This is a genomic window from Arthrobacter sp. B0490 (assembly GCF_002929355.1).
Lineage (GTDB): Bacteria > Actinomycetota > Actinomycetes > Actinomycetales > Micrococcaceae > Arthrobacter_D.
The window spans coordinates 39,548-56,767 of record NZ_PJIR01000012.1; the positions used below are offsets into that span (position 1 = coordinate 39,548).

16 protein-coding genes and 4 tRNA genes are annotated in these 17,220 nt (G+C 71.9%); 8 read left to right on the forward strand and 12 right to left on the reverse strand.

Annotated elements, in window-relative coordinates; translation table 11 throughout:
- Positions 1 to 46: 46 nt before the first annotated feature.
- The 5 genes from alaS to CXQ97_RS15420 all read right to left on the reverse strand — a co-directional run bounded on the left by alaS (position 47) and on the right by CXQ97_RS15420 (position 6,185).
- Positions 47 to 2,725 (reverse strand): alanine--tRNA ligase, encoded by a 2,679-nt coding sequence (alaS, locus tag CXQ97_RS15400; protein ID WP_104181755.1) that lies wholly within the window; start codon positions 2,723 to 2,725, stop codon positions 47 to 49.
- Between the two features lie 179 nt (positions 2,726 to 2,904).
- Entirely contained in the window at positions 2,905 to 3,183 is a 279-nt protein-coding gene (locus CXQ97_RS15405; RefSeq protein WP_104181756.1) for a DUF6167 family protein, read from the reverse strand.
- 22 nt (positions 3,184 to 3,205) lie between these two features.
- Entirely contained in the window at positions 3,206 to 3,580 is a 375-nt protein-coding gene (locus CXQ97_RS15410) for a DUF948 domain-containing protein (RefSeq protein WP_104181757.1), read from the reverse strand.
- 153 nt (positions 3,581 to 3,733) lie between these two features.
- Positions 3,734 to 4,360, reverse strand: a complete 627-nt coding sequence (gene rpsD / locus CXQ97_RS15415; RefSeq protein WP_104181758.1) for a 30S ribosomal protein S4 — start codon at positions 4,358 to 4,360, stop codon at positions 3,734 to 3,736.
- 298 nt (positions 4,361 to 4,658) lie between these two features.
- Positions 4,659 to 6,185 (reverse strand): replication-associated recombination protein A, encoded by a 1,527-nt coding sequence (locus CXQ97_RS15420; protein WP_104181759.1) that lies wholly within the window; start codon positions 6,183 to 6,185, stop codon positions 4,659 to 4,661.
- Between the two features lie 142 nt (positions 6,186 to 6,327).
- On the opposite strand from CXQ97_RS15420, the gene CXQ97_RS15425 reads away from it, so the two are divergent.
- The gene (locus tag CXQ97_RS15425; protein WP_104181760.1) at positions 6,328 to 6,990 is read left to right on the forward strand and encodes an acVLRF1 family peptidyl-tRNA hydrolase; all 663 of its coding nucleotides are present in this window, start codon (positions 6,328 to 6,330) and stop codon (positions 6,988 to 6,990) included.
- Positions 6,991 to 7,064: 74 nt separating this feature from the next.
- Here CXQ97_RS15425 and rpe read toward each other — a convergent pair whose 3' ends face one another.
- The 5 genes from rpe to CXQ97_RS15450 form a co-directional block, all read right to left on the reverse strand.
- Positions 7,065 to 7,727, reverse strand: coding sequence for a ribulose-phosphate 3-epimerase (gene rpe, locus CXQ97_RS15430; RefSeq protein WP_104181761.1), 663 nt, complete (start codon positions 7,725 to 7,727; stop codon positions 7,065 to 7,067).
- A 58-nt stretch (positions 7,728 to 7,785) separates the two neighbouring features.
- On the reverse strand, positions 7,786 to 9,387 hold the full coding sequence (locus CXQ97_RS15435; RefSeq protein WP_104181762.1) for an RsmB/NOP family class I SAM-dependent RNA methyltransferase: 1,602 nt from the start codon (positions 9,385 to 9,387) through the stop codon (positions 7,786 to 7,788).
- Positions 9,384 to 10,361: a methionyl-tRNA formyltransferase gene (locus CXQ97_RS15440; RefSeq protein WP_104181763.1), complete on the reverse strand. Its 978-nt coding sequence runs from the start codon at positions 10,359 to 10,361 to the stop codon at positions 9,384 to 9,386. The genes CXQ97_RS15435 and CXQ97_RS15440 overlap by 4 nt, the downstream gene beginning before the upstream one ends.
- Positions 10,358 to 10,969 carry a peptide deformylase gene (def, locus tag CXQ97_RS15445; protein WP_219815440.1) on the reverse strand — a complete coding sequence of 204 codons (612 nt, stop codon included), beginning with the start codon at positions 10,967 to 10,969 and terminating at the stop codon, positions 10,358 to 10,360. Before def ends, CXQ97_RS15440 begins: the two co-directional genes overlap by 4 nt.
- A 220-nt stretch (positions 10,970 to 11,189) precedes the next feature.
- Positions 11,190 to 12,065, reverse strand: coding sequence for a cytochrome (locus CXQ97_RS15450; RefSeq protein WP_104181765.1), 876 nt, complete (start codon positions 12,063 to 12,065; stop codon positions 11,190 to 11,192).
- Positions 12,066 to 12,237: 172 nt separating this feature from the next.
- On the opposite strand from CXQ97_RS15450, the gene CXQ97_RS15455 reads away from it, so the two are divergent.
- The 5 genes from CXQ97_RS15455 to CXQ97_RS15475 all read left to right on the forward strand — a co-directional run bounded on the left by CXQ97_RS15455 (position 12,238) and on the right by CXQ97_RS15475 (position 13,041).
- Positions 12,238 to 12,311 (forward strand) — tRNA-Gly (locus CXQ97_RS15455).
- 52 nt (positions 12,312 to 12,363) lie between these two features.
- Positions 12,364 to 12,434 (forward strand) — tRNA-Cys (locus tag CXQ97_RS15460).
- A 26-nt stretch (positions 12,435 to 12,460) separates the two neighbouring features.
- Positions 12,461 to 12,532: transfer RNA gene (locus CXQ97_RS15465), tRNA-Val, on the forward strand.
- A gap of 29 nt (positions 12,533 to 12,561) precedes the next feature.
- Positions 12,562 to 12,635, forward strand: a tRNA-Gly gene (locus tag CXQ97_RS15470).
- 154 nt (positions 12,636 to 12,789) lie between these two features.
- Positions 12,790 to 13,041 carry an antitoxin gene (locus CXQ97_RS15475; RefSeq protein ID WP_181035103.1) on the forward strand — a complete coding sequence of 84 codons (252 nt, stop codon included), beginning with the start codon at positions 12,790 to 12,792 and terminating at the stop codon, positions 13,039 to 13,041.
- 141 nt (positions 13,042 to 13,182) lie between these two features.
- On the opposite strand, the gene zapE is transcribed toward CXQ97_RS15475, so the two are convergent.
- On the reverse strand, positions 13,183 to 14,214 hold the full coding sequence (gene zapE, locus CXQ97_RS15480; RefSeq protein ID WP_104181767.1) for a cell division protein ZapE: 1,032 nt from the start codon (positions 14,212 to 14,214) through the stop codon (positions 13,183 to 13,185).
- 271 nt (positions 14,215 to 14,485) lie between these two features.
- Here zapE and CXQ97_RS15485 point away from each other — a divergent pair, with 271 nt between their 5' ends.
- Positions 14,486 to 15,412 carry a sulfurtransferase gene (locus CXQ97_RS15485; RefSeq protein ID WP_104181768.1) on the forward strand — a complete coding sequence of 309 codons (927 nt, stop codon included), beginning with the start codon at positions 14,486 to 14,488 and terminating at the stop codon, positions 15,410 to 15,412.
- On the forward strand, positions 15,409 to 15,864 hold the full coding sequence (locus CXQ97_RS15490; protein WP_104181769.1) for a SufE family protein: 456 nt from the start codon (positions 15,409 to 15,411) through the stop codon (positions 15,862 to 15,864). Before CXQ97_RS15485 ends, CXQ97_RS15490 begins: the two co-directional genes overlap by 4 nt.
- Here CXQ97_RS15490 and CXQ97_RS15495 read toward each other — a convergent pair.
- Complete coding sequence (locus CXQ97_RS15495; protein ID WP_104181770.1) at positions 15,848 to 17,125, reverse strand: S9 family peptidase; 1,278 nt, start codon at positions 17,123 to 17,125, stop codon at positions 15,848 to 15,850. The genes CXQ97_RS15490 and CXQ97_RS15495 overlap by 17 nt on opposite strands.
- Between the last annotated feature and the right edge of the window lie 95 nt (positions 17,126 to 17,220).

Here is a 17,220-nt window from a genome sequence, read left to right on the forward strand (position 1 = left end):
CCCGGAACGGACCCCGCTCCCCCTCCGTCGCCGGCTGTCGCGGCCGTCAGCGTTCCGCCACCGCGGTACGGATGGCGGACAGTGCCTCGGGGATGCGGGTGGCATCGGATCCGCCGCCCTGCGCGACGTCGTCCTTGCCTCCCCCGCCGCCTCCGAGGATCTTCGCAGCGGTCCGCACCAGCGCACCGGCCTTGACGCCGGCGCCGCGGGCGGCCTCGTTGGTCGCGACGAGCACGAGCGGACGGTCCTGCGAGACGGCCGTCGCGGCGACGACTGCCGCCTCCGATCCGAGCCGCCCGCGCAGATCGAGCACGAGCGTCCGCAGGTCGTCGGCGCCGCCGATCTCGCCGGCGTCGTGCGCGATGAGGCGCACGCCGTCGACGTCCACCGCGGTGTCGACGAGCGACCCGGCGGCGGCGGCGAGCTGTTCCTTGCGCAGCCGCTCGAGCTCACGCTCTGCGGTCTTCAGCTTGGCAAGCGTCGCCGAGAGGCGTTCGGGGAGCTGCGCGGAGGGCACCTTCAGCATGTCGGAGAGTTCGGAGACCAGGGCGCGCTCGGCTGCGAGGTGCCGGAAGGCATCCAGGCCGACGAGGGCCTCGACGCGCCTGTTGCCCGACCCGACGGACTGCTCGCCGAGCAGCGTGAGGCTCCCGATGAGCGACGTCGAGGCGACGTGCGTACCGCCGCAGAGTTCGCGGGAGAACTCGGCGTTCATCTCGACCACGCGCACCGTGTCCCCGTAGGCCTCGCCGAAGAGGGCGGTGGCCCCGAGCGCCTTCGCGTCGGCCAGGGGCATGATCTTCGTCTCGACCTCGTAGTTGTTGCGGATCGCGATGTTGGAGACCTCCTCGATCTCCGAGCGGGCCGCGGCGCTGATGCCCTCGCCCCAGGCGAAGTCGAAGCGGAGGTAGCCGGCCTTGTTGAACGACCCGCGCTGCAGGGCTTCGGGGCCGAGGATCTCGTGGAGGGCGGCGTGCACGATGTGCGTGCCGGAGTGGGCCTGCTCCCCCGCGTGCCGGCGCTGGCGGTCGACGGCGGCGGTCACGCGCGCGCCCTGCGCCACCTCGCCCTCGCGGACGACGGCGCGGTGGACGCTGAGGCCCTTGACCGGCCGCTGGACGTCGAGGACCTCGACGACGAAGCCGTCGCCCGTGATCAGCCCGACGTCGGCCGCCTGGCCGCCCGCCTCGGCGTAGAACGGGGTCCGGTCGAGGACGAGTTCGATCTCGTCGCCCTGGAGGGCGCTCGGGATCGACTGCCCCTTGGTCAGCAGGCCGATGATCATGGCCTCGGAGGTGAGCTCGTCGTAGCCGGTGAAGACCGTCTGCCCGCGACCGAGCAATTCGGTGAACGCGGAGAGGTCGGCGTGGCCTGCCTTCTTGCCGCGGGCGTCGGCCTGGGCGCGCTGACGCTGCTCCAGCATGAGGGAGCGGAACCCCTCGGCGTCGACGGCGAGGCCCGCCTCCTCCGCCATCTCGAGGGTGAGGTCGATCGGGAAACCGTAGGTGTCGTGCAGGGCGAAGGCATCCTGTCCGGAGAGGGGACGCTCCTCGGCCAGGGACTCGCGGACCGCTTCCTCGAGCCGCGCGGTGCCCGAGGCGATGGTGCGCAGGAACGCCTTCTCCTCGGCGTAGGCGATGCGGCTGATCCGCTCGAAGTCCTGCTCGACCTCGGGGTAGACACCCTTCATGGCGTCGCGCGACGCCGGGAGGAGGTCCGGGAGGCACGCCTTCTCCACGCCGAGGAGCCGCATCGCGCGGACGGCCCGGCGGATGAGCCGTCGCAGCACGTAGCCGCGGCCCTCGTTGGACGGCGTCACGCCGTCGGCGATGAGCATCAGCGAGGAGCGGATGTGGTCGGCGACGACCCGCATGCGGACGTCGTCGGTGTGGTGCGGGTCGTCCGGGGACTCGGCGCTGGTGTACGTCCTCCCGCTGAGCTCCGCGGCCCGATCCAGCACGGGACGCACCTGGTCCGTCTCGTACATGTTCTCGACGCCCTGCAGGATCATCGCGAGGCGCTCGAGGCCGAGGCCGGTGTCGATGTTCTTCTTCGGGAGCTCGCCGAGGATGTCGAAGGCGTCCTTGCCGGTACCTTCCCCACGCTGGTACTGCATGAAGACGAGGTTCCAGATCTCCACGTACCGGGTGTCGTCCGCCTCGGGGCCGCCGTCGACACCGTACGCGGGACCGCGGTCGTAGAAGATCTCGGAGCAGGGACCGGCGGGACCGGGCTGGCCGGTGGACCAGTAGTTGTCCTTCTTGCCCATCTTCTGGATGCGCTCCGCAGGGACACCGATGGTGTCCCGCCAGATCTCCAGCGCCTCCTCGTCCTCGTGGTAGACGGTGATCCAGAGCCGCTCCGCGGGCAGGCCGAACCCGCCGTCCGCCACCTCGCTGGTCAGCAGGGTCCAGGCGAGGCGGATCGCCTCGGCCTTGAAGTAGTCGCCGAAGGAGAAGTTGCCGCACATCTGGAAGAACGTGCCGTGCCGGGCGGTCTTGCCGACCTCCTCGATGTCACCCGTGCGGATGCACTTCTGGACGCTCGTCGCCCGGGCGTAGGGGGCGACCTCGCGTGCGGTCAGGTACGGGATGAAAGGCACCATCCCGGCGACGGTGAACAGCAGCGACGGGTCGGAGGAGATGAGCGACGCCGAGGGCACGACCGTGTGCCCGTTCTTCTCGAAGTAGCTCAGCCAGCGGCTGGCGATCTCGTGGGACTTCATGGGGCGATCCTTCGGTGGGGGGCGGGGCGCGGGCGGCGCGGGCCGGGCGCGGACGGCGCCGGCGGGAACGGCCGGGCGCGCGGAGGACCGGGGCGGTCCTCGGGGCAGGCCGCGCGGGACGACGGCGACTGCACGGCGTCCGTTCCGGCGCCTCGAAGCGCCGGAACGGTCGGGGAGGCCTAGCGGAGCGAGCGGCGGGGCGCGGGGACGGCGTCGCTCGCCTCCGCGGCGGCGGGAGCGGCGGGGGGCTCGACACCGAGCGCCGCGCGGAGGTCGTTCTCGCGCTCCGACATGGCGGACCGCAGCGCGTCGGCGAAATCGGCGATGCTGTCGCTGATCTGGCCGACGGCACGGTTGAGGCCCTCCGGGCCGAGGTTGGACTTCGCCTTGGACACCTTGCGCACGGCGACGACGCCGATCGTGACGCCGGCTGCAAGCCAGAACACTCTTCTGATCATCGTTCTCTCCGGTTCGTTGGGGCTAGCGGCTGCGGCGGCGACGCGCGGGGGACGTACGGCCGGCGAGGGCCGTGCGGACGCCATACGAGAACGCGGACACCTTGATGAGCGGGGCGCCGATCGTCGCGGCGACCAGCGATGACAGGGCGGAGATGTTGGCCGAGGCGTCCGACACGTTCGAGGTGATGCCGTCGACGGTCTTCAGCTGCTGGTGCGTGGTGCTCACGGTGCTCGTGACCTCCCCGATCAGCGGCGTGGTCTCGTCGGTGACGGTGCGGATGGCCTTGCGCAGCTCGTCGAACACGCGGCCGAGCTTCCAGATCGGCACGGCCAGCAGCAGGACCAGGACGGCGAACACGCCAGCAGCTATCAGGCCGGCAATATCTCCACCTGACATGGGCGGTCTCCTTTACGCAGGGGCCGCCCCGGGGGGCGGCATCAGAATTGTTGCTCTTCGTACCTTACAGAACGAAGAGCCCGTGGCGGGTGCCACGGGCTCTTCGCGCATGCGTCTCACTGCGCCGGCGGACTGCTCCGCCGGCCGGGGGGACTAGCGTGCGTAGTACTCGACGACGAGCTGCTCTTCGCAGGTCACCGGGACCTCGGAACGCTTCGGGCGGCGCACGAGGCGCGCCTGGAGCTTGTCGAGCTGCACGTCCAGGTAACCGGGGACGGCGGGGAGAACGTCGCGGTGCGCACCTGCGGCAGCAACCTGCAGGGGGACCATGGTCTCGCTGCGGCTGTGGACGTGGATGAGCTGGCCCTCGGCCACCCGGAACGACGGACGATCCACGCGGGCGCCGTCGACCATGATGTGACGGTGCACGATGAGCTGGCGGGCCTGGGCGCTCGTGCGGGCGAAACCGGCACGGAGCACGAGGGCGTCGAGGCGCATCTCGAGCAGTTCGATGAGGTTCTCACCGGTCAGGCCTGCGGTGCGGCGGGCTTCCTCGAAGACACGGGCCATCTGTGCCTCGCGGATGTTGTACTGGGCGCGCAGACGCTGCTTTTCGCGCAGGCGTACGGCGTAGTCGCTGTCCTGCTTGCGACGCGCACGGCCGTGCTGGCCCGGCGCGTACGGCCGACGCTCGAGGTACTTCTCGGCCTTCGGGGTCAGGGCGATGCCGAGGGCTCGCGAGATGCGGACCTTCCGGCGGGCACGTGTGTTGTTAGCCACGTTTACCTTTCGATGTTTTCTGCGGCGAAGAAGCGGACTCGCGCCACGGGGGCGTCCGCACTTCCTTGTGTCGCTGGCCTCCTCTTGCGGAGAGCCGGGATTGGCCGCGTCCCGGTACTACAGTCCGCCGCGACCCTGGCCATCGGTCCGCGCGACGCCGCAGGAGACCTGCTGCGGAACACGGGACGACGGCTGGTACACGACGACTTGCCAGTCAGCGACCAATATTAGCAGTCGCCCGGCCGCGCGGCCGAATCGGCCGGGACGCTCGGCCCGCGGCCCGCCTCGCAGGGGTCCGCTACTTCCCACGGATGATCCTGCGCAGCCGCGCGAGGCGGGCCGAGATGTCCCGTTCCGTGCCCCGGTCCGAGGGCTGGTAGTAGTCGCGCCCCACGAGGTCGTCGGGGGCGTACTGCTGCAGGGCGATCCCGTGCGGTTCGTCGTGCGAGTAGACGTACCCCTTCCCGTGGCCGAGCTGCGATGCGCCGGGATAGTGAGCGTCCCGCAGGTGCGGGGGGATCCCCTGGCCGCGGCCGGCGCGCACGTCCGCGATGGCTGCGTTGATGCCGAGGTAGGCGGCGTTGGACTTCGGCGCGGTGGCGATGTGCACCACCGCCTCGGCGAGGATGATGCGCGCTTCCGGCATGCCGACGAGCTGCACCGCCTGGGCGGCCGCGACGGCGGTCTGCAGCGCCGTCGGATCGGCCATGCCCACGTCCTCCGCGGCGGAGATCATCAGCCGCCGTGCGATGAACCGCGGATCCTCGCCCGCCTCGAGCATCCGGGCGACGTAGTGCAGCGCCGCGTCCACGTCCGATCCGCGCAGCGACTTGATGAACGCGCTCGCCACGTCGTAGTGCTGGTCCCCCGCGCGGTCGTAGCGCAGCGCGGCGACGTCCACCGCCTTCTCGGCGTGGTCGAGGGTCACCAGCACGGGCAGCGCCTCCCGGGCCTCGCCGTCCTCCTCCTGGTCCCCGTCGTCCCCGTCGTCCCCGCCGTCGTCCCCGTCACGTCCCGCGCCGCTGCCCTGCCCGCCCGCCCGGTCCTGCCCCGGGCCGGCTGCGTGCCCGTCGTGCGTGTCGCGCTCGGATCGGGCGACGCCGGCGGCCGCCTCCAGCGCGGTCAGGCCGCGCCGCGCGTCCCCGGCGGCGAGCCGCACGAGGTGCTCGAGCGCCTCCGGCGACATCTCCACCGTCCCGGCGAGGCCCCGCTCGTCGTCGACGGCGCGCTCGAGCAGGCCCCGGATGTCCGCCTCGTCGAGCGGCCGGAGGGTCTGCAGCAGGGAGCGTGACAGCAGCGGTGACACCACGGAGAACGACGGGTTCTCGGTGGTGGCCGCGATCAGCACGACCCACCCGTTCTCCACGCCCGGCAGCAGGGCGTCCTGCTGGGCCTTGTTGAAGCGGTGGATCTCGTCGAGGAACAGCACCGTGGTCTGCCGGTACAGGTCGCGCGAGGTGAGGGCCTCGTCCATGACGCGCCGCACGTCCTTGACGCCCGCGGTGATGGCGGACAGTTCGACGAACGTCCGCCCCTGCCCCCGCGCGATGACGTGGGCGAGCGTGGTCTTGCCGGTTCCCGGCGGGCCCCACAGGATCACCGACGACGGCGCGGCATGCGCCCCGGGGTCGTGCTCGCCCGCAAGGGTCCGGAGCGGCGACCCCCGGCCCAGCAGGTGCTGCTGGCCGACCACCTCGTCCAGGGAGCGCGGCCGCATGCGGACCGCGAGGGGGCTGCGCGGCCGACCGACGCCTGCGGCACGCGTGCCGCCGGCGGAGGCGTCCGCCTCGTCGTCGTCCGCGGCCGCGCTGAATAGATCATTCACAGCGTCAACGTTACTGTGGGCCACTGACGCGGCAGGCGCAGCGCGGGCCCGCCGTCCCCGGAGGCACCGCAGCTCCGCGAGAGGCCCGACCCGCCTCCCGACCGAACCGCGGCCGAACCCTTGACCGAACCGAAGGAGCGCCGTGTCCACGACCAGGTCCGTGCTCGTCGAGGCCCGCCGCCTCGACGGCTGGCTGAGGCGCTTCGGCGAACGCAACGGCGGGTATGCCGTGCAGCCGGCGGGACGCCCGGACGGCTCCCTCGAGGTCGTCGCCGAGAACGGCTGCCGGGCGGTCCTGACGCCACCCCTCCCCCAGGTTCGGCCCGCCTCGGCCGCCGACGGCAGCGACCCGGTCGCCTCCCTGCTGTCCGGGATCGACCCGACCGCTCCGGTGGGTCTGCTGCTCATCCGGCGGGGTGGGTATTCCGTGGGTGTGGCGCGTGACGGCGTGGTCCTGTCCTCGAAGACCGGCACACGCTACGTCCAGGGCCGGACCGCCGCCGGTGGCTGGTCCCAGCAACGCTTCGCCCGCCGACGCGCGAACCAGGCGGACGCCCTCGTGGAGGAGACGGCTGCACGGGCCGCCGCGATCTTCTCCGAGCACCGTCCGTCGTGCCTGCAGCTCGGGGGCGACAGTACCCTGGCGGCCGCTGCGCTGGGCGAACCGGTCCTCGCGGCCGTCGCACGACTCCCGCAGGTACCCTTCCTGACCGTGCCGGATCCGCGGTTCGCCGTCCTGAAGGAGGCTGCCGGATCGGCGCTCTCCCTTCGGATCACGGTGACCGATCCGCCCGACGCCCCCTGAACCGGCGAGTCCTCCGAGGTCGGGGCCGCGCGGCTCTCCCTCGGGCGTCCGCCGCGTGGCCGGGCAGGGCCGGCTCAGGCAGGCCTGGACGCGGCGGCCCGCAGGGCCGAGATGGCCGCGTCGGCGTCGTCGGCGCCGTAGACGGAGGAGCCCGCCACGAAGACCGTCGCCCCCGCATCGGCGGCGCGGAGGATGGTGTCCTCGGTGATCCCACCGTCCACCTGGATCACGAGCGGAAGACCCGCCCCACGGATGGCTTCAGCGGCGCGGCGGATCTTCGGCAGCGTGACGTCCAGGAAGGACTGTCCGCCGAAGCCCGGCTCGACGGTCATGACGAGCAGCATGTCCAGCTCTCCGAGCAGGTCGAGGTACGGCTCGACCGGCGTGGCCGGCCGGAGCGCCATGCCGGCCCTCGCTCCCGCATCCCGGAGTTCGCGCGCCAGCTTGACGGGCGCCGCCGCCGCTTCGGCATGGAAGGTGACGGACGCCGCCCCCGCCTCGGCGTACTGCGGTGCCCAGCGGTCGGCGTCCTCGATCATGAGGTGCACGTCGAGCGGCAGCGGGCTGACCTCCTGGATGCGCCGGACCACGGGCAGGCCGAGGGTCAGGTTCGGCACGAAGTGGTTGTCCATCACGTCCACGTGCACCGCGTCCGCGGAGCCGATCCGCTGCAGCTCCGACTGCAGGTTGACGAAGTCCGCCGAGAGGATGCTCGGGTGGATGTGGAGGTGGGTCACGGCTGTTCCTTTCGTTGCGCGCACGGTCGGCGCCTTCGGGTCGACGTCGGGCGCCCGCTCATGCCGCGGGCGTCCTGCGGATGAGCGCGAGGTACATGGCGTCCGTGCCGTGCACGTGCGGCCACAGCTGCGCGCTCGGGCCGTGCCCGGCGCCGAGTGGTCCGCCGATGCTCACGGCGTCGAGTGCCGCGCCTGCGTCGAGGCGCTCGAACCCGGCGCGCTTCCGCAGGCAGTCCTCGACGACGGCTTCGGTCTCGGCGTGGTGCGGCGAGCACGTCACGTACGCGACCACACCACCGGGTGCGACGGTGTCGAGGGCGGAGGCCAGGAGCTCCCGCTGGAGCGGGGCGAGGCTCACCAGGTCGGCGGGCTTGCGGCGCCACCGGGATTCCGGCCGGCGACGCAGCGCACCGAGTCCGGTGCAGGGGGCGTCGACGAGCACGCGGTCGTAGTGCTCGGGCTGTTCCCGTCCGAGGTCGCGGCCGTCCCCGACCCGCACGGTCCAGGACTCCTCCGGCAGGGGGCGCAGCGCCTGCCGGACCAGCTGGGCCCGGTGCGGCACCGGCTCGTTGGCCGTCAGGTGGACGCCGGTGTCCTGGCCGAGTGCCGCCAGCAGGGCGGTCTTGCCGCCGGGGCCGGCGCACAGGTCGAGCCACTGCTCGGGTCCGCCGCTCTGCCGGTCCTCGAGCGGGACGGCGGCGAGAGCGCGGGCCACGAGCTGGGAGCCCGAGTCCTGGACGCGGATGGTGCCGGTCGAGATACCGGGGAGGCGGCTGACGTCGCCGCCGGAGTAGTAGGCCGAGCCGGGGGCGAGGCGCCCCGGTTCGGCTCCTTCGCGGAGGGCGTCGTCGAGCGTGGCGAGTCCCGGCAGGGCCACGAGGTGCACCACGGGCGCGGCGTTGTCCGCGGCGAGCAGCGCGCCGATCTCGGCGGCGTCGCGGCCGTGCGCCACGAGGGCCTGCCGCAGGGCGCGCACGATCCACTCCGGGTGACTGTGGGTCAGGGCCGCGATCGCGGTCGCGTCCGTCATGCCGTCGACGAGTCCGGCGACCCAGCCGTCGAGGTCGTGCGCCGTCACCTTGCGGAGCACGGCGTTCACGAGCGACGACGGGCCGGCGCCGATCACCGCACGCACGAGCCCCACCGTCTGGTCGAGGGCCGCGTGGGCAGGGACGCGCATGGCGAGTAGCTGGTGGACGCCGATCCGCAGCGCGTCCAGCACCGCCGGATCCAGCTGGTCCAGGGGCCGGTCGACGCATCGGGCGAGGACGGCGTCGTAGGTCCCCTGGCCGCGCAGCGCACCGTAGGTCAGTTCGGTGGCGAAGCCGGCATCGCGCCGGTCCAGCCGGTGCCTGCGGATGGCGGCCGGCAGGACCAGGTTCGCGTACGCGTCCTCGGCGGCCACCGCACGCAGGACCTCGAAGGCCACGAGGCGGGCGGGGTCTGCGCGGCGCGTGCGCTGGGCCGGCGCAGCCTGTGAGTACTGGCGCTCCCCACCGCGGTTCCGCTCACGGCCCTGGTCGTCGCGGCGGCGGTTGCCTCCGCCGCCGCCGCTCTTGCCCGTTCCGCCGGTACTGCGCGATGAGCCGGGTCCCCGGCCGCTCCCGGCGCCCCCGGATCCCCTGTTGGACGACCTGTCCGATCCGCCGTCAGCACTCACTCGAACACCAGCTCCCCGCGCGCTGCGGCGCCTCGTGCCCAGTCCAGGGCGTTCATCATCTTCTTGCCTGCGGGCTGCAGGGCGCCGAGAACCACGGCCTCGGTGCCCGTCCCGACGACGACCTGACGGCCCGCCACCCGCACCACCCCGGGCGCGGGCGGCGCCTGCGCGGATCGGCCGCCCGGCGCGTCCGCCTCCTGCGCGTCCGCGCCGGGCGCAGGAGGGACGGGCGCGGGAGTGACAGGGCCGAGCTTCACGCGCTGCCCGTCGAGGGTGGTCCAGGCGCCGGGTTCAGGGGTCACGGCGTTGACACGGCGACGCACGGCGACGGCGGGCTGCGTCCAGTCGATCCGGGCGTCGTCGATGGTGAGTTTCGGGGCGGAGCTCGGGTCCCCGGTCTGCGGCGTGGCCGTGATCCGGCCCGCCTGGATGCCCGACAGCGTCTGCACGAGGAGGACAGCGCCGCTGTGCGAGAGGCGTCCGAGGACCTCGCCGCTCGTCGCGGACGGCTCGAGGGTCTCGGTCATGACCCCGAAGACGGGGCCGGTGTCGAGCCCCTCCTCGAGGAGGAACGTGGTCGCGCCGGTGACGTCGTCGCCGGCGAGTACCGCGTGCTGCACGGGGGCGGCGCCGCGCCAGGCGGGGAGCACCGAGAAGTGGAGGTTGACCCAGCCGTGCGCGGGGACGGCCAGCCCGGCCGGCGGGACGATGCCGCCGTAGGCGACGATGGCCGCCGCGTCGAGCCCGAGGGTGCCGAGGTGGTCGATCAGGTCAGGCGTGAAGCGGTTGGCCTTGAGGACCGGCAGCCCGAGTTCACCGGCGGCCGTCGCGACCGGGCTCGGCGTCAGCACCTTCCGGCGTCCCACGGGCGCGTCGACGCGGGTGAGGACGGCGGCGACGTCGAAGCCTGCATCCACGAGTGCCCTCAGCGACGGGACGGCGACCTCGGGCGTCCCCGCGAAGAGGATCCTCATCGGGTGGCCCGGCCGAACGCCCCGGTCGGGCCGGCTCCCCGTGCCGTCGCCGCACCGGGGGTGAAGCTCGACCCGAGGGTCAGCGACCGCTGCGCCGCGGTCCGCGAGGTGACGCGGTTGTAGTCGGCGCTCCGGATGGCCCGGAGGGCGTTCTTGCGATCCTCACCGGCGAGCCGGTCGATGTAGAGGGTGCCGCGCAGGTGGTCCGTCTCGTGCTGCAGGGCACGCGCCAGCATGCCGGTGCCCTCGACCACGACGTCCTGGCCGGCGGCGTCCTTGCCCGTGACGCGCGCCCACCGGGTCCGGTCGACATAGCTGCCGAGGCCGGGGACGGACAGGCACCCCTCGACGTCGGACTCGCCCTGGGAAGCGCCGTCCGTCTCGAGCACGGGGTTCACCACGTGGCCTTCGACGCCGTCGACGCGATAGGTGAAGACCTGGAGCCCGATGCCGACCTGCGGCGCGGCGAGCCCGGCGCCCTCCACGTCGATCATGGTCTCCGTCATGTCCTCGACCAGCCGGGCGAGTTCGGGTCCGAAGTCGGTCACCGCGGCGGCCGGTGTGCGAAGGATCGGATCGCCGATCATGCGGATACTCAGGACGGCCATCGGTGCTCGGTTCCTCGCTTCGGTCAAGGACTGCGCGGGCACGCGCAGGACGGACAGGGGCATCGCCCGCGGCCCTGGGCCGCGAGGTACCCGTCAATCCTAGTGCCGCGTCCGGGCCAGCGGCACCGGACGCTGCTGGATGCGCGGCGGAGGTCGGGGCTCGACGGCCGCACCCCTTCCCTGCTCCGCGCCTCGGCAGCCTCAGGCCGGCAGTGCAGCCTCAGGCCGGCAGTGCAGGCTCGGTCGGTAGGGCGGCGGCGGGCGGCGGACCGAGGGGCAGCAGCGCCCGGCCGGCCTCCTCGGCGTCGAGTCCGGCCTCCCAGGCGCGCCGCAGGGCGCAGAACCGCAGCCAGTGGTTCCTCAGGACTGCGGGGTTGGCTCGCATGGCCCGCACCTCGGTCTGCCCGACGGCCACTCCGAGGAGCAGGGGCTGGTCGCCGTGCGGCCAGGCACGCCACTCGCCCTTCTGCGGGTCCACCAGGCATTCCTCGGCCTTCATGCCCGCGACGAGCTGCATGACCACCTTGTCGTCGAGGGCCTTGACGAAGCCGTCGCGGTCGGTGTTCTTGGTCTTGTAGTCGATGAGGCAGGTGCGCCCGCCGATGGTCGCGACGAGGTCGAGCGTCCCCGCGTACCCGAGCGCGGTGTTCCATACGGTCAGTTCGGGCTCCACGGGCCGGACGTCGTAGAGGCTCCACCACTCGTCGAACCGCTGACCGAAGCCGGCCTCGCCGTTCTGCTCCAGGGCGAGGCGGGCGTCGTCGAGCTCGTCGGGGCGCCCGAGCGCCCGCAACGCCACCTGCTCGCAGTAGTGGTGCACACGGGTGCCGCGGAGGGCCGCCTCGTCGCGGTACCGCTCGGCCGCGGAGGCGGCGTCCTTGACCGCGGACCGCAGCTCGGCCGGGTTGCCGAGGGCTCCGGGCAGCCGTGGATCCCGCGAGAGCGCGCTGGCCGCCATATGGCCGAACCAGCCGCCGAGCGACGTGGGGAGCTGCGAGATGACGGTGGTGATCGACGGGACGGAGGGCTGCTCCGAGGTAGATCGGGCGTACATCCTGCCGTGGGGTGTGGCATGTGCGAGGAGCGGGGCGGTCATGGTTCCAGTCTCGCAGGTACCTCCGACAGCCGGGGTCCGCCCGGGTCCACGGCGGCAGCGAGCCGATTGGACGAACCTCCAAACGTCCTATAGAGTTTTCTCTCGTTGGAAAACGAAGAAACACCGCGAAATGCACTGCATGGAACGGCGTTCTCGGTACTGTTTTTCTTCTGCGGACGTAGCTCAGCTGGCTAGAGCACCACCTTGCCAAGGTGGATGTCGCGGGTTCGAATCCCGTCGTCCGCTCGCAAGTCACTGTATGGCCGGATCAGTCCGGTGACCGGAGCAATCCGATCACGGTGGGGTGGCCGAGAGGCGAGGCAGCGGCCTGCAAAGCCGTATACGCGGGTTCGAATCCCGTCCCCACCTCGGTACAGAACGAGCACCATGGAAATGGGCGATTGGCGCAGCGGTAGCGCGCTTCCCTGACACGGAAGAGGTCACTGGTTCGATCCCAGTATCGCCCACGACGGCGCCCCCTCGGGGGCGCCTTTTTGCGGACGTAGCTCAGCTGGCTAGAGCACCACCTTGCCAAGGTGGATGTCGCGGGTTCGAATCCCGTCGTCCGCTCGCAGACCGGTCCCGACGAGGACCGGTCTTTTCTGTGTGCTCCGATGTCGACGACCCGGCCGAGCGCCCCGCTCCCAGCACACACCCATCTTCCTCGCCTATACTCGACGGAGCGGAAACGGTACTGCGTTTCCACGACCGAAAGGAGGTGTCCGTGGGTTTATTGGACGGGCTCAAGGGCAAGGCCGGCACCCTCGCGGGTAAGGCGACCGAACTCATTGGCGATAATTCCGACAAGGTGAAGAACGGCATCGGGAAGGCCGGCGATTTCGTCGACGGCAGGACCCATGGCAAGTACTCCCGCCACATCGACGGAGTGCAGACGAAAGCATCCAAGATGGTCGACTCGATCGACAAGAAGGACGGCAAGGGCGACGTCGGCCCTACCCCTCCGCCGGCCGTGTGATCCCAGCCTGGCAATAAGGAGCGCCGGTCCCGCCGAGAGGCGGCACCGGCGCTTCTTGCATGATCCGAGGGAAGGCGAGGACCGGCCGTCACGCGGCGTCAGCCGGCCGCCCGACCGGCACGTGGCGCCCGTCCGGAGCCGCTAGCTCGCGACGTCGCTCCCCTGCCGTGCGAGCGCGGTCAGGCGGGACACGGCACGGTAGTACTTCTTCATGTAGCCGCCGCCCATCATCTCCTCGGTGAAGAGGTTGTCGAAGGTGGTCCCGCTCGCCATGATCGGTACGTCCCTGTCGTAGAGACGGTCGGCGAGGACCACGAACCGCAGGGCCACGGACTGCTCCGTGATCGTCTGCACGTCGTGCCAGGCGACCGCGTCGACGCCGTCGAGGAGTTGCCGGTAGCGGCTCGGGTGCACGTCGGCCAGGTGCCGGACGAGCGCCGAGAAGTCGTCCTCGGCGAGGACCCCGGCCGAGTACGCGGCGATCCGCTCCTGCAGGGCGGCGTCGTCGATCGCCTCGGGAGCCTGCGGGAGACCGCGGTGCCGGTAGTCCTCGCCGTCGATCCTGGCCACCTCGAACTGGTCCGCGAGGACCTGGATCTCCCGCTGGAAGTCCTGGGCCGCGAACCGGCCGTCACCGAGCGAGCCGGGGAGGGTGTTGGACGTCGCGGCGAGCTTCACGCCGGCGTCCGCGAGTTCCCGCATGAGGCGGGACATCAGGACCGTGTCCCCCGGGTCGTCGAGCTCGAACTCGTCGATGCAGACGAGGCTGTAGCCGCTGAGCGCGTCGACGGTCTTGCGGAAGCTCAGCGCTCCGACGAGGTTCGTGTACTCGACGAACGTGCCGAACGCCTTCCTGCCCGAGGACGCATGCCACAGGGAGGCCAGGAGGTGGGTCTTGCCGACGCCGAACCCTCCGTCGAGGTAGATACCGGCACGCGTCGGGGCCTTCTTCCCGCCGAACAGCTTCCGGAGCCCCGACGGCTCGGGCTCGTTGACGGCGACGGCGAACTCGCGGAGCCTGGTGACGGCGGCCGACTGCGAGGGCTGCTGCGGGTCGGGGCGGTAGGTGTCGAAGGACACCTCGCCGAAGCGGGGCGAGGGATAGAACCCGTCCAGCAACTCATCCACGGAGACCTTCGGGGAACGCTCTGTCAGGTGTTCGATGACTGGCACGGATCTGGACCGCTTTCTCTTTCCGGCGAGGGCTGGCGGGAACGGCCCTGCATGCCGCCGTCCCGCTAGGCAAGACTACGGCAAGCGCCCGCGCGTGCCCGTGCCGGAACACGCACGGCCCGGGGGTTGACCGGAGCCCCGCGGCGGGTCGTGCCGGGCCGCCCCGGCTGCCCGATCCGCCGGAAGCAATCGCCCTCCCGCGTGGTTAGGCTAGGTGGAAAGACACTGAAGGAGCACGCCGCGTGTGCCCACAGCCATTCGAGAGGCCGCAATGACCCTGACTGCAGATCCACACGACAAGTTCGCCGAGTACGCCCACCCCGAGCGGCTCGTCTCCACCGCGTGGCTTGCCGACAAGCTCGGGTCCGAGGGTCTCGTGGTCGTCGAGTCCGACGAGGACGTGCTGCTCTACGAGACCGGCCACGTGCCCGGTGCCGTCAAGATCGACTGGCACACGGAGCTGAACGACGAGGTGACCCGGGACTACATCGACGGCGAGGGCTTCGCCCGCCTGATGGCCGCCAAGGGCATCTCGCGCGACTCGACCGTGGTGATCTACGGGGACAAGAGCAACTGGTGGGCCGCCTACGCTCTCTGGGTGTTCACCCTGTTCGGCCACGAGGACGTCCGCCTGCTCGACGGCGGCCGCGACAAGTGGGTCGCCGAGGGCCGGGACATCACCACGGACAAGCCCGACGTCGCGGCCGCCGACTATCCCGTCGTCGCCCGGGACGACGCTCCGGTGCGCGCCTTCCTCGCCGACGTCCTCGGACACCTGGGCGAACCCCTCATCGACGTCCGGTCGGGCGACGAGTACACGGGGGCCCGCACCACGATGCCCGCCTACCCGGAGGAGGGGGCCCTGCGCGGAGGCCACATCCCCACCGCCCGTTCGGTCCCCTGGGCCCGGGCCGCCGCGGAGGACGGCACGTTCCGCACGCGTGCCGAGCTGGATGCCATCTACCGGGGCGAAGCGGGCCTGCAGGACGGCGACGACGTCGTCGCGTACTGCCGGATCGGCGAGCGGTCCAGCCACACCTGGTTCGTCCTCACGCACCTGCTGGGCTTCGAGAAGGTCCGGAACTACGACGGCTCCTGGACGGAGTGGGGCAACGCCGTGCGCGTCCCGATCGTCCGGGGCACGGAGCCCGGCGAGGCGCCCGCCCAAGCGGCACCCATGGCACAGGCCGCCCGATGACCACGGGGGCCGTTCCCGCGAAGCTCGCCGAGATCATCGAGGACTTCCAGGACCTGACCGAGCCGGACCGGCTGCAGCTCCTCCTCGACTTCTCCCGCGAACTCCCGCCCCTGCCGGAGCGCTACGGCGAGCATCCCGAACTGCTGGAGCAGGTCGTCGAGTGCCAGAGCCCGCTGTTCCTCACCATGGAGATCGGCGCCGCGCCCGAGAGGCCCGTGCATCTCTTCTTCTCCGCACCGCCCGAGGCTCCGACGACCCGCGGGTTCGCGGGGGTGCTCCTCGAGGGCCTCGACGGCCTGCCCGCCGCGGAGGTCCTCGCGGTGCCGGACGACGTGCCGGACCGCCTCGGTCTGACCCGGGCGATCACGCCCCTGCGCATGCGCGGCATGACGGCGATGCTCGGCCGCATCAAGCGCAAGATCAGGGAAGCACAGATCAGGGACGCGCAGTAGCGTCGGGCGTCCCGGCGTCGGGCACCTTCCCGCCGGGGAGCGTTCGTCCGAACAGGAGACCGTCGAGCCAGCGTTCGACGACGGACTCCCACCGCTGCGGGTCGACGTTCCATTCCTTCGTATGGCGGGCGCGGTGGAACCGCTCCAGCGTCACGAACGCCGGATTCTTGGCGGCGAGCTCGGCAGAGGGGCCGATCGGCACGAACTCGTCGTCCTCGCTGTGCAGGACGAGGGTCGGCAGGGTCAGCTGCTCGGCGCGGGCGATCCAGTCCATGCTCTTGAGGTCCAGCGGCGCGGCCAGCCCTGTGATCCGCCGGGCACGCTGGCTCGCGAGCAGGTATTGACCCAGCCGCCCGACGGGGGCGGGGATACGGTTCAGTTCCGCGTGGTGCGCGAGCACCTCGATCCAGTTGATGACGGGCCCGTCGAGCACGAGGGCCGTGATCCGGCTGCGATGCCGTGAGAGATCCGCCGTCCGCAGCGCGATGGCACCGCCCATCGACCAGCCGAACAGCACGACGTCCCGGGCGCCGTGGGCGACGGCGTAGTCGATGGCCGCATCGACGTCGTGCCACTCGGTCATCCCGAGGCCGTATCGGCCGTCCGGTGCCGAGGGGGCCTCGCCGTCGTTCCGGTACGACAGGACGAGGCTCGTCAGACCGAGCCTCCGCGCCGGCGGGAGGGCGCGCAGCGCCTCGTTGCGCGAGGCACCGCGGCCGTGCACCATGATGGCCCATGTCCGGGCCGGCGCCTCGGCGCGGACGAGCCATGCCGGCGCCGACCCCCCCTCGACGGGGATGAGGACCTCCTCGTCGGCGAACCCCAGGGCCGACGGCGACGGGTAGGTGGCGCCGCCCCACCAGCCCCGGGTCGCGGACGCGAGGTCGCCGGAGTACACCCTCTCCACCTCACGCTCCACCGTCCCCTCGCGGGGCACGTAGGAGCGGATCGCCCCGAGCCGGGCATGGCCTTCGCCGCGGTCGAAGTGGAGGCTGTAGGTTCCCTCGACGGTCGTGTCGTCGTTCGCGGGAAGGATCACCGTCTGGTTCCCCGCAGGGCCCACGACGGCGAGGATGTCCAGGTTCTCCTCGCGGCCGCGCGCGGGCGTCACGATCTGCCGCGCGAAGTACACCGCGAGTCCGGAGACCGCGCCGGCCGCAGAGGAGGCGAGGGCCGCCCCCGCCCCCACGCCCAGCGCCGTCCACTTGAGCCAGGGCGCAGGGGCCCGCTGCACCGCGGGCGTCGACGTTCCAGTTGCCATAGCTCCATTTCTACCCTGCTTGCACCCCGACCCGCCAAGCGGAATCGATTCGCGCCGGTGCTCGCGGCCCGCGGCCGGGCTCCCGCAGTACAGTG

Bases quoted from the DNA above. Each gene is read 5' to 3' on its own strand.
- def (WP_219815440.1), bottom strand. From the start codon at position 10,969: ATGGCCGTCCTGAGTATCCGCATGATCGGCGATCCGATCCTTCGCACA.
- CXQ97_RS15410 (WP_104181757.1), bottom strand. From the start codon at position 3,580: ATGTCAGGTGGAGATATTGCCGGCCTGATAGCTGCTGGCGTGTTCGCC.
- CXQ97_RS15405 (WP_104181756.1), bottom strand. From the start codon at position 3,183: ATGATCAGAAGAGTGTTCTGGCTTGCAGCCGGCGTCACGATCGGCGTC.
- CXQ97_RS15490 (WP_104181769.1), top strand. From the start codon at position 15,409: ATGACCACGGGGGCCGTTCCCGCGAAGCTCGCCGAGATCATCGAGGAC.
- CXQ97_RS15485 (WP_104181768.1), top strand. From the start codon at position 14,486: ATGACCCTGACTGCAGATCCACACGACAAGTTCGCCGAGTACGCCCAC.
- CXQ97_RS15450 (WP_104181765.1), bottom strand. From the start codon at position 12,065: ATGACCGCCCCGCTCCTCGCACATGCCACACCCCACGGCAGGATGTAC.
- alaS (WP_104181755.1), bottom strand. From the start codon at position 2,725: ATGAAGTCCCACGAGATCGCCAGCCGCTGGCTGAGCTACTTCGAGAAG.
- CXQ97_RS15495 (WP_104181770.1), bottom strand. From the start codon at position 17,125: ATGGCAACTGGAACGTCGACGCCCGCGGTGCAGCGGGCCCCTGCGCCC.
- CXQ97_RS15440 (WP_104181763.1), bottom strand. From the start codon at position 10,361: ATGAGGATCCTCTTCGCGGGGACGCCCGAGGTCGCCGTCCCGTCGCTG.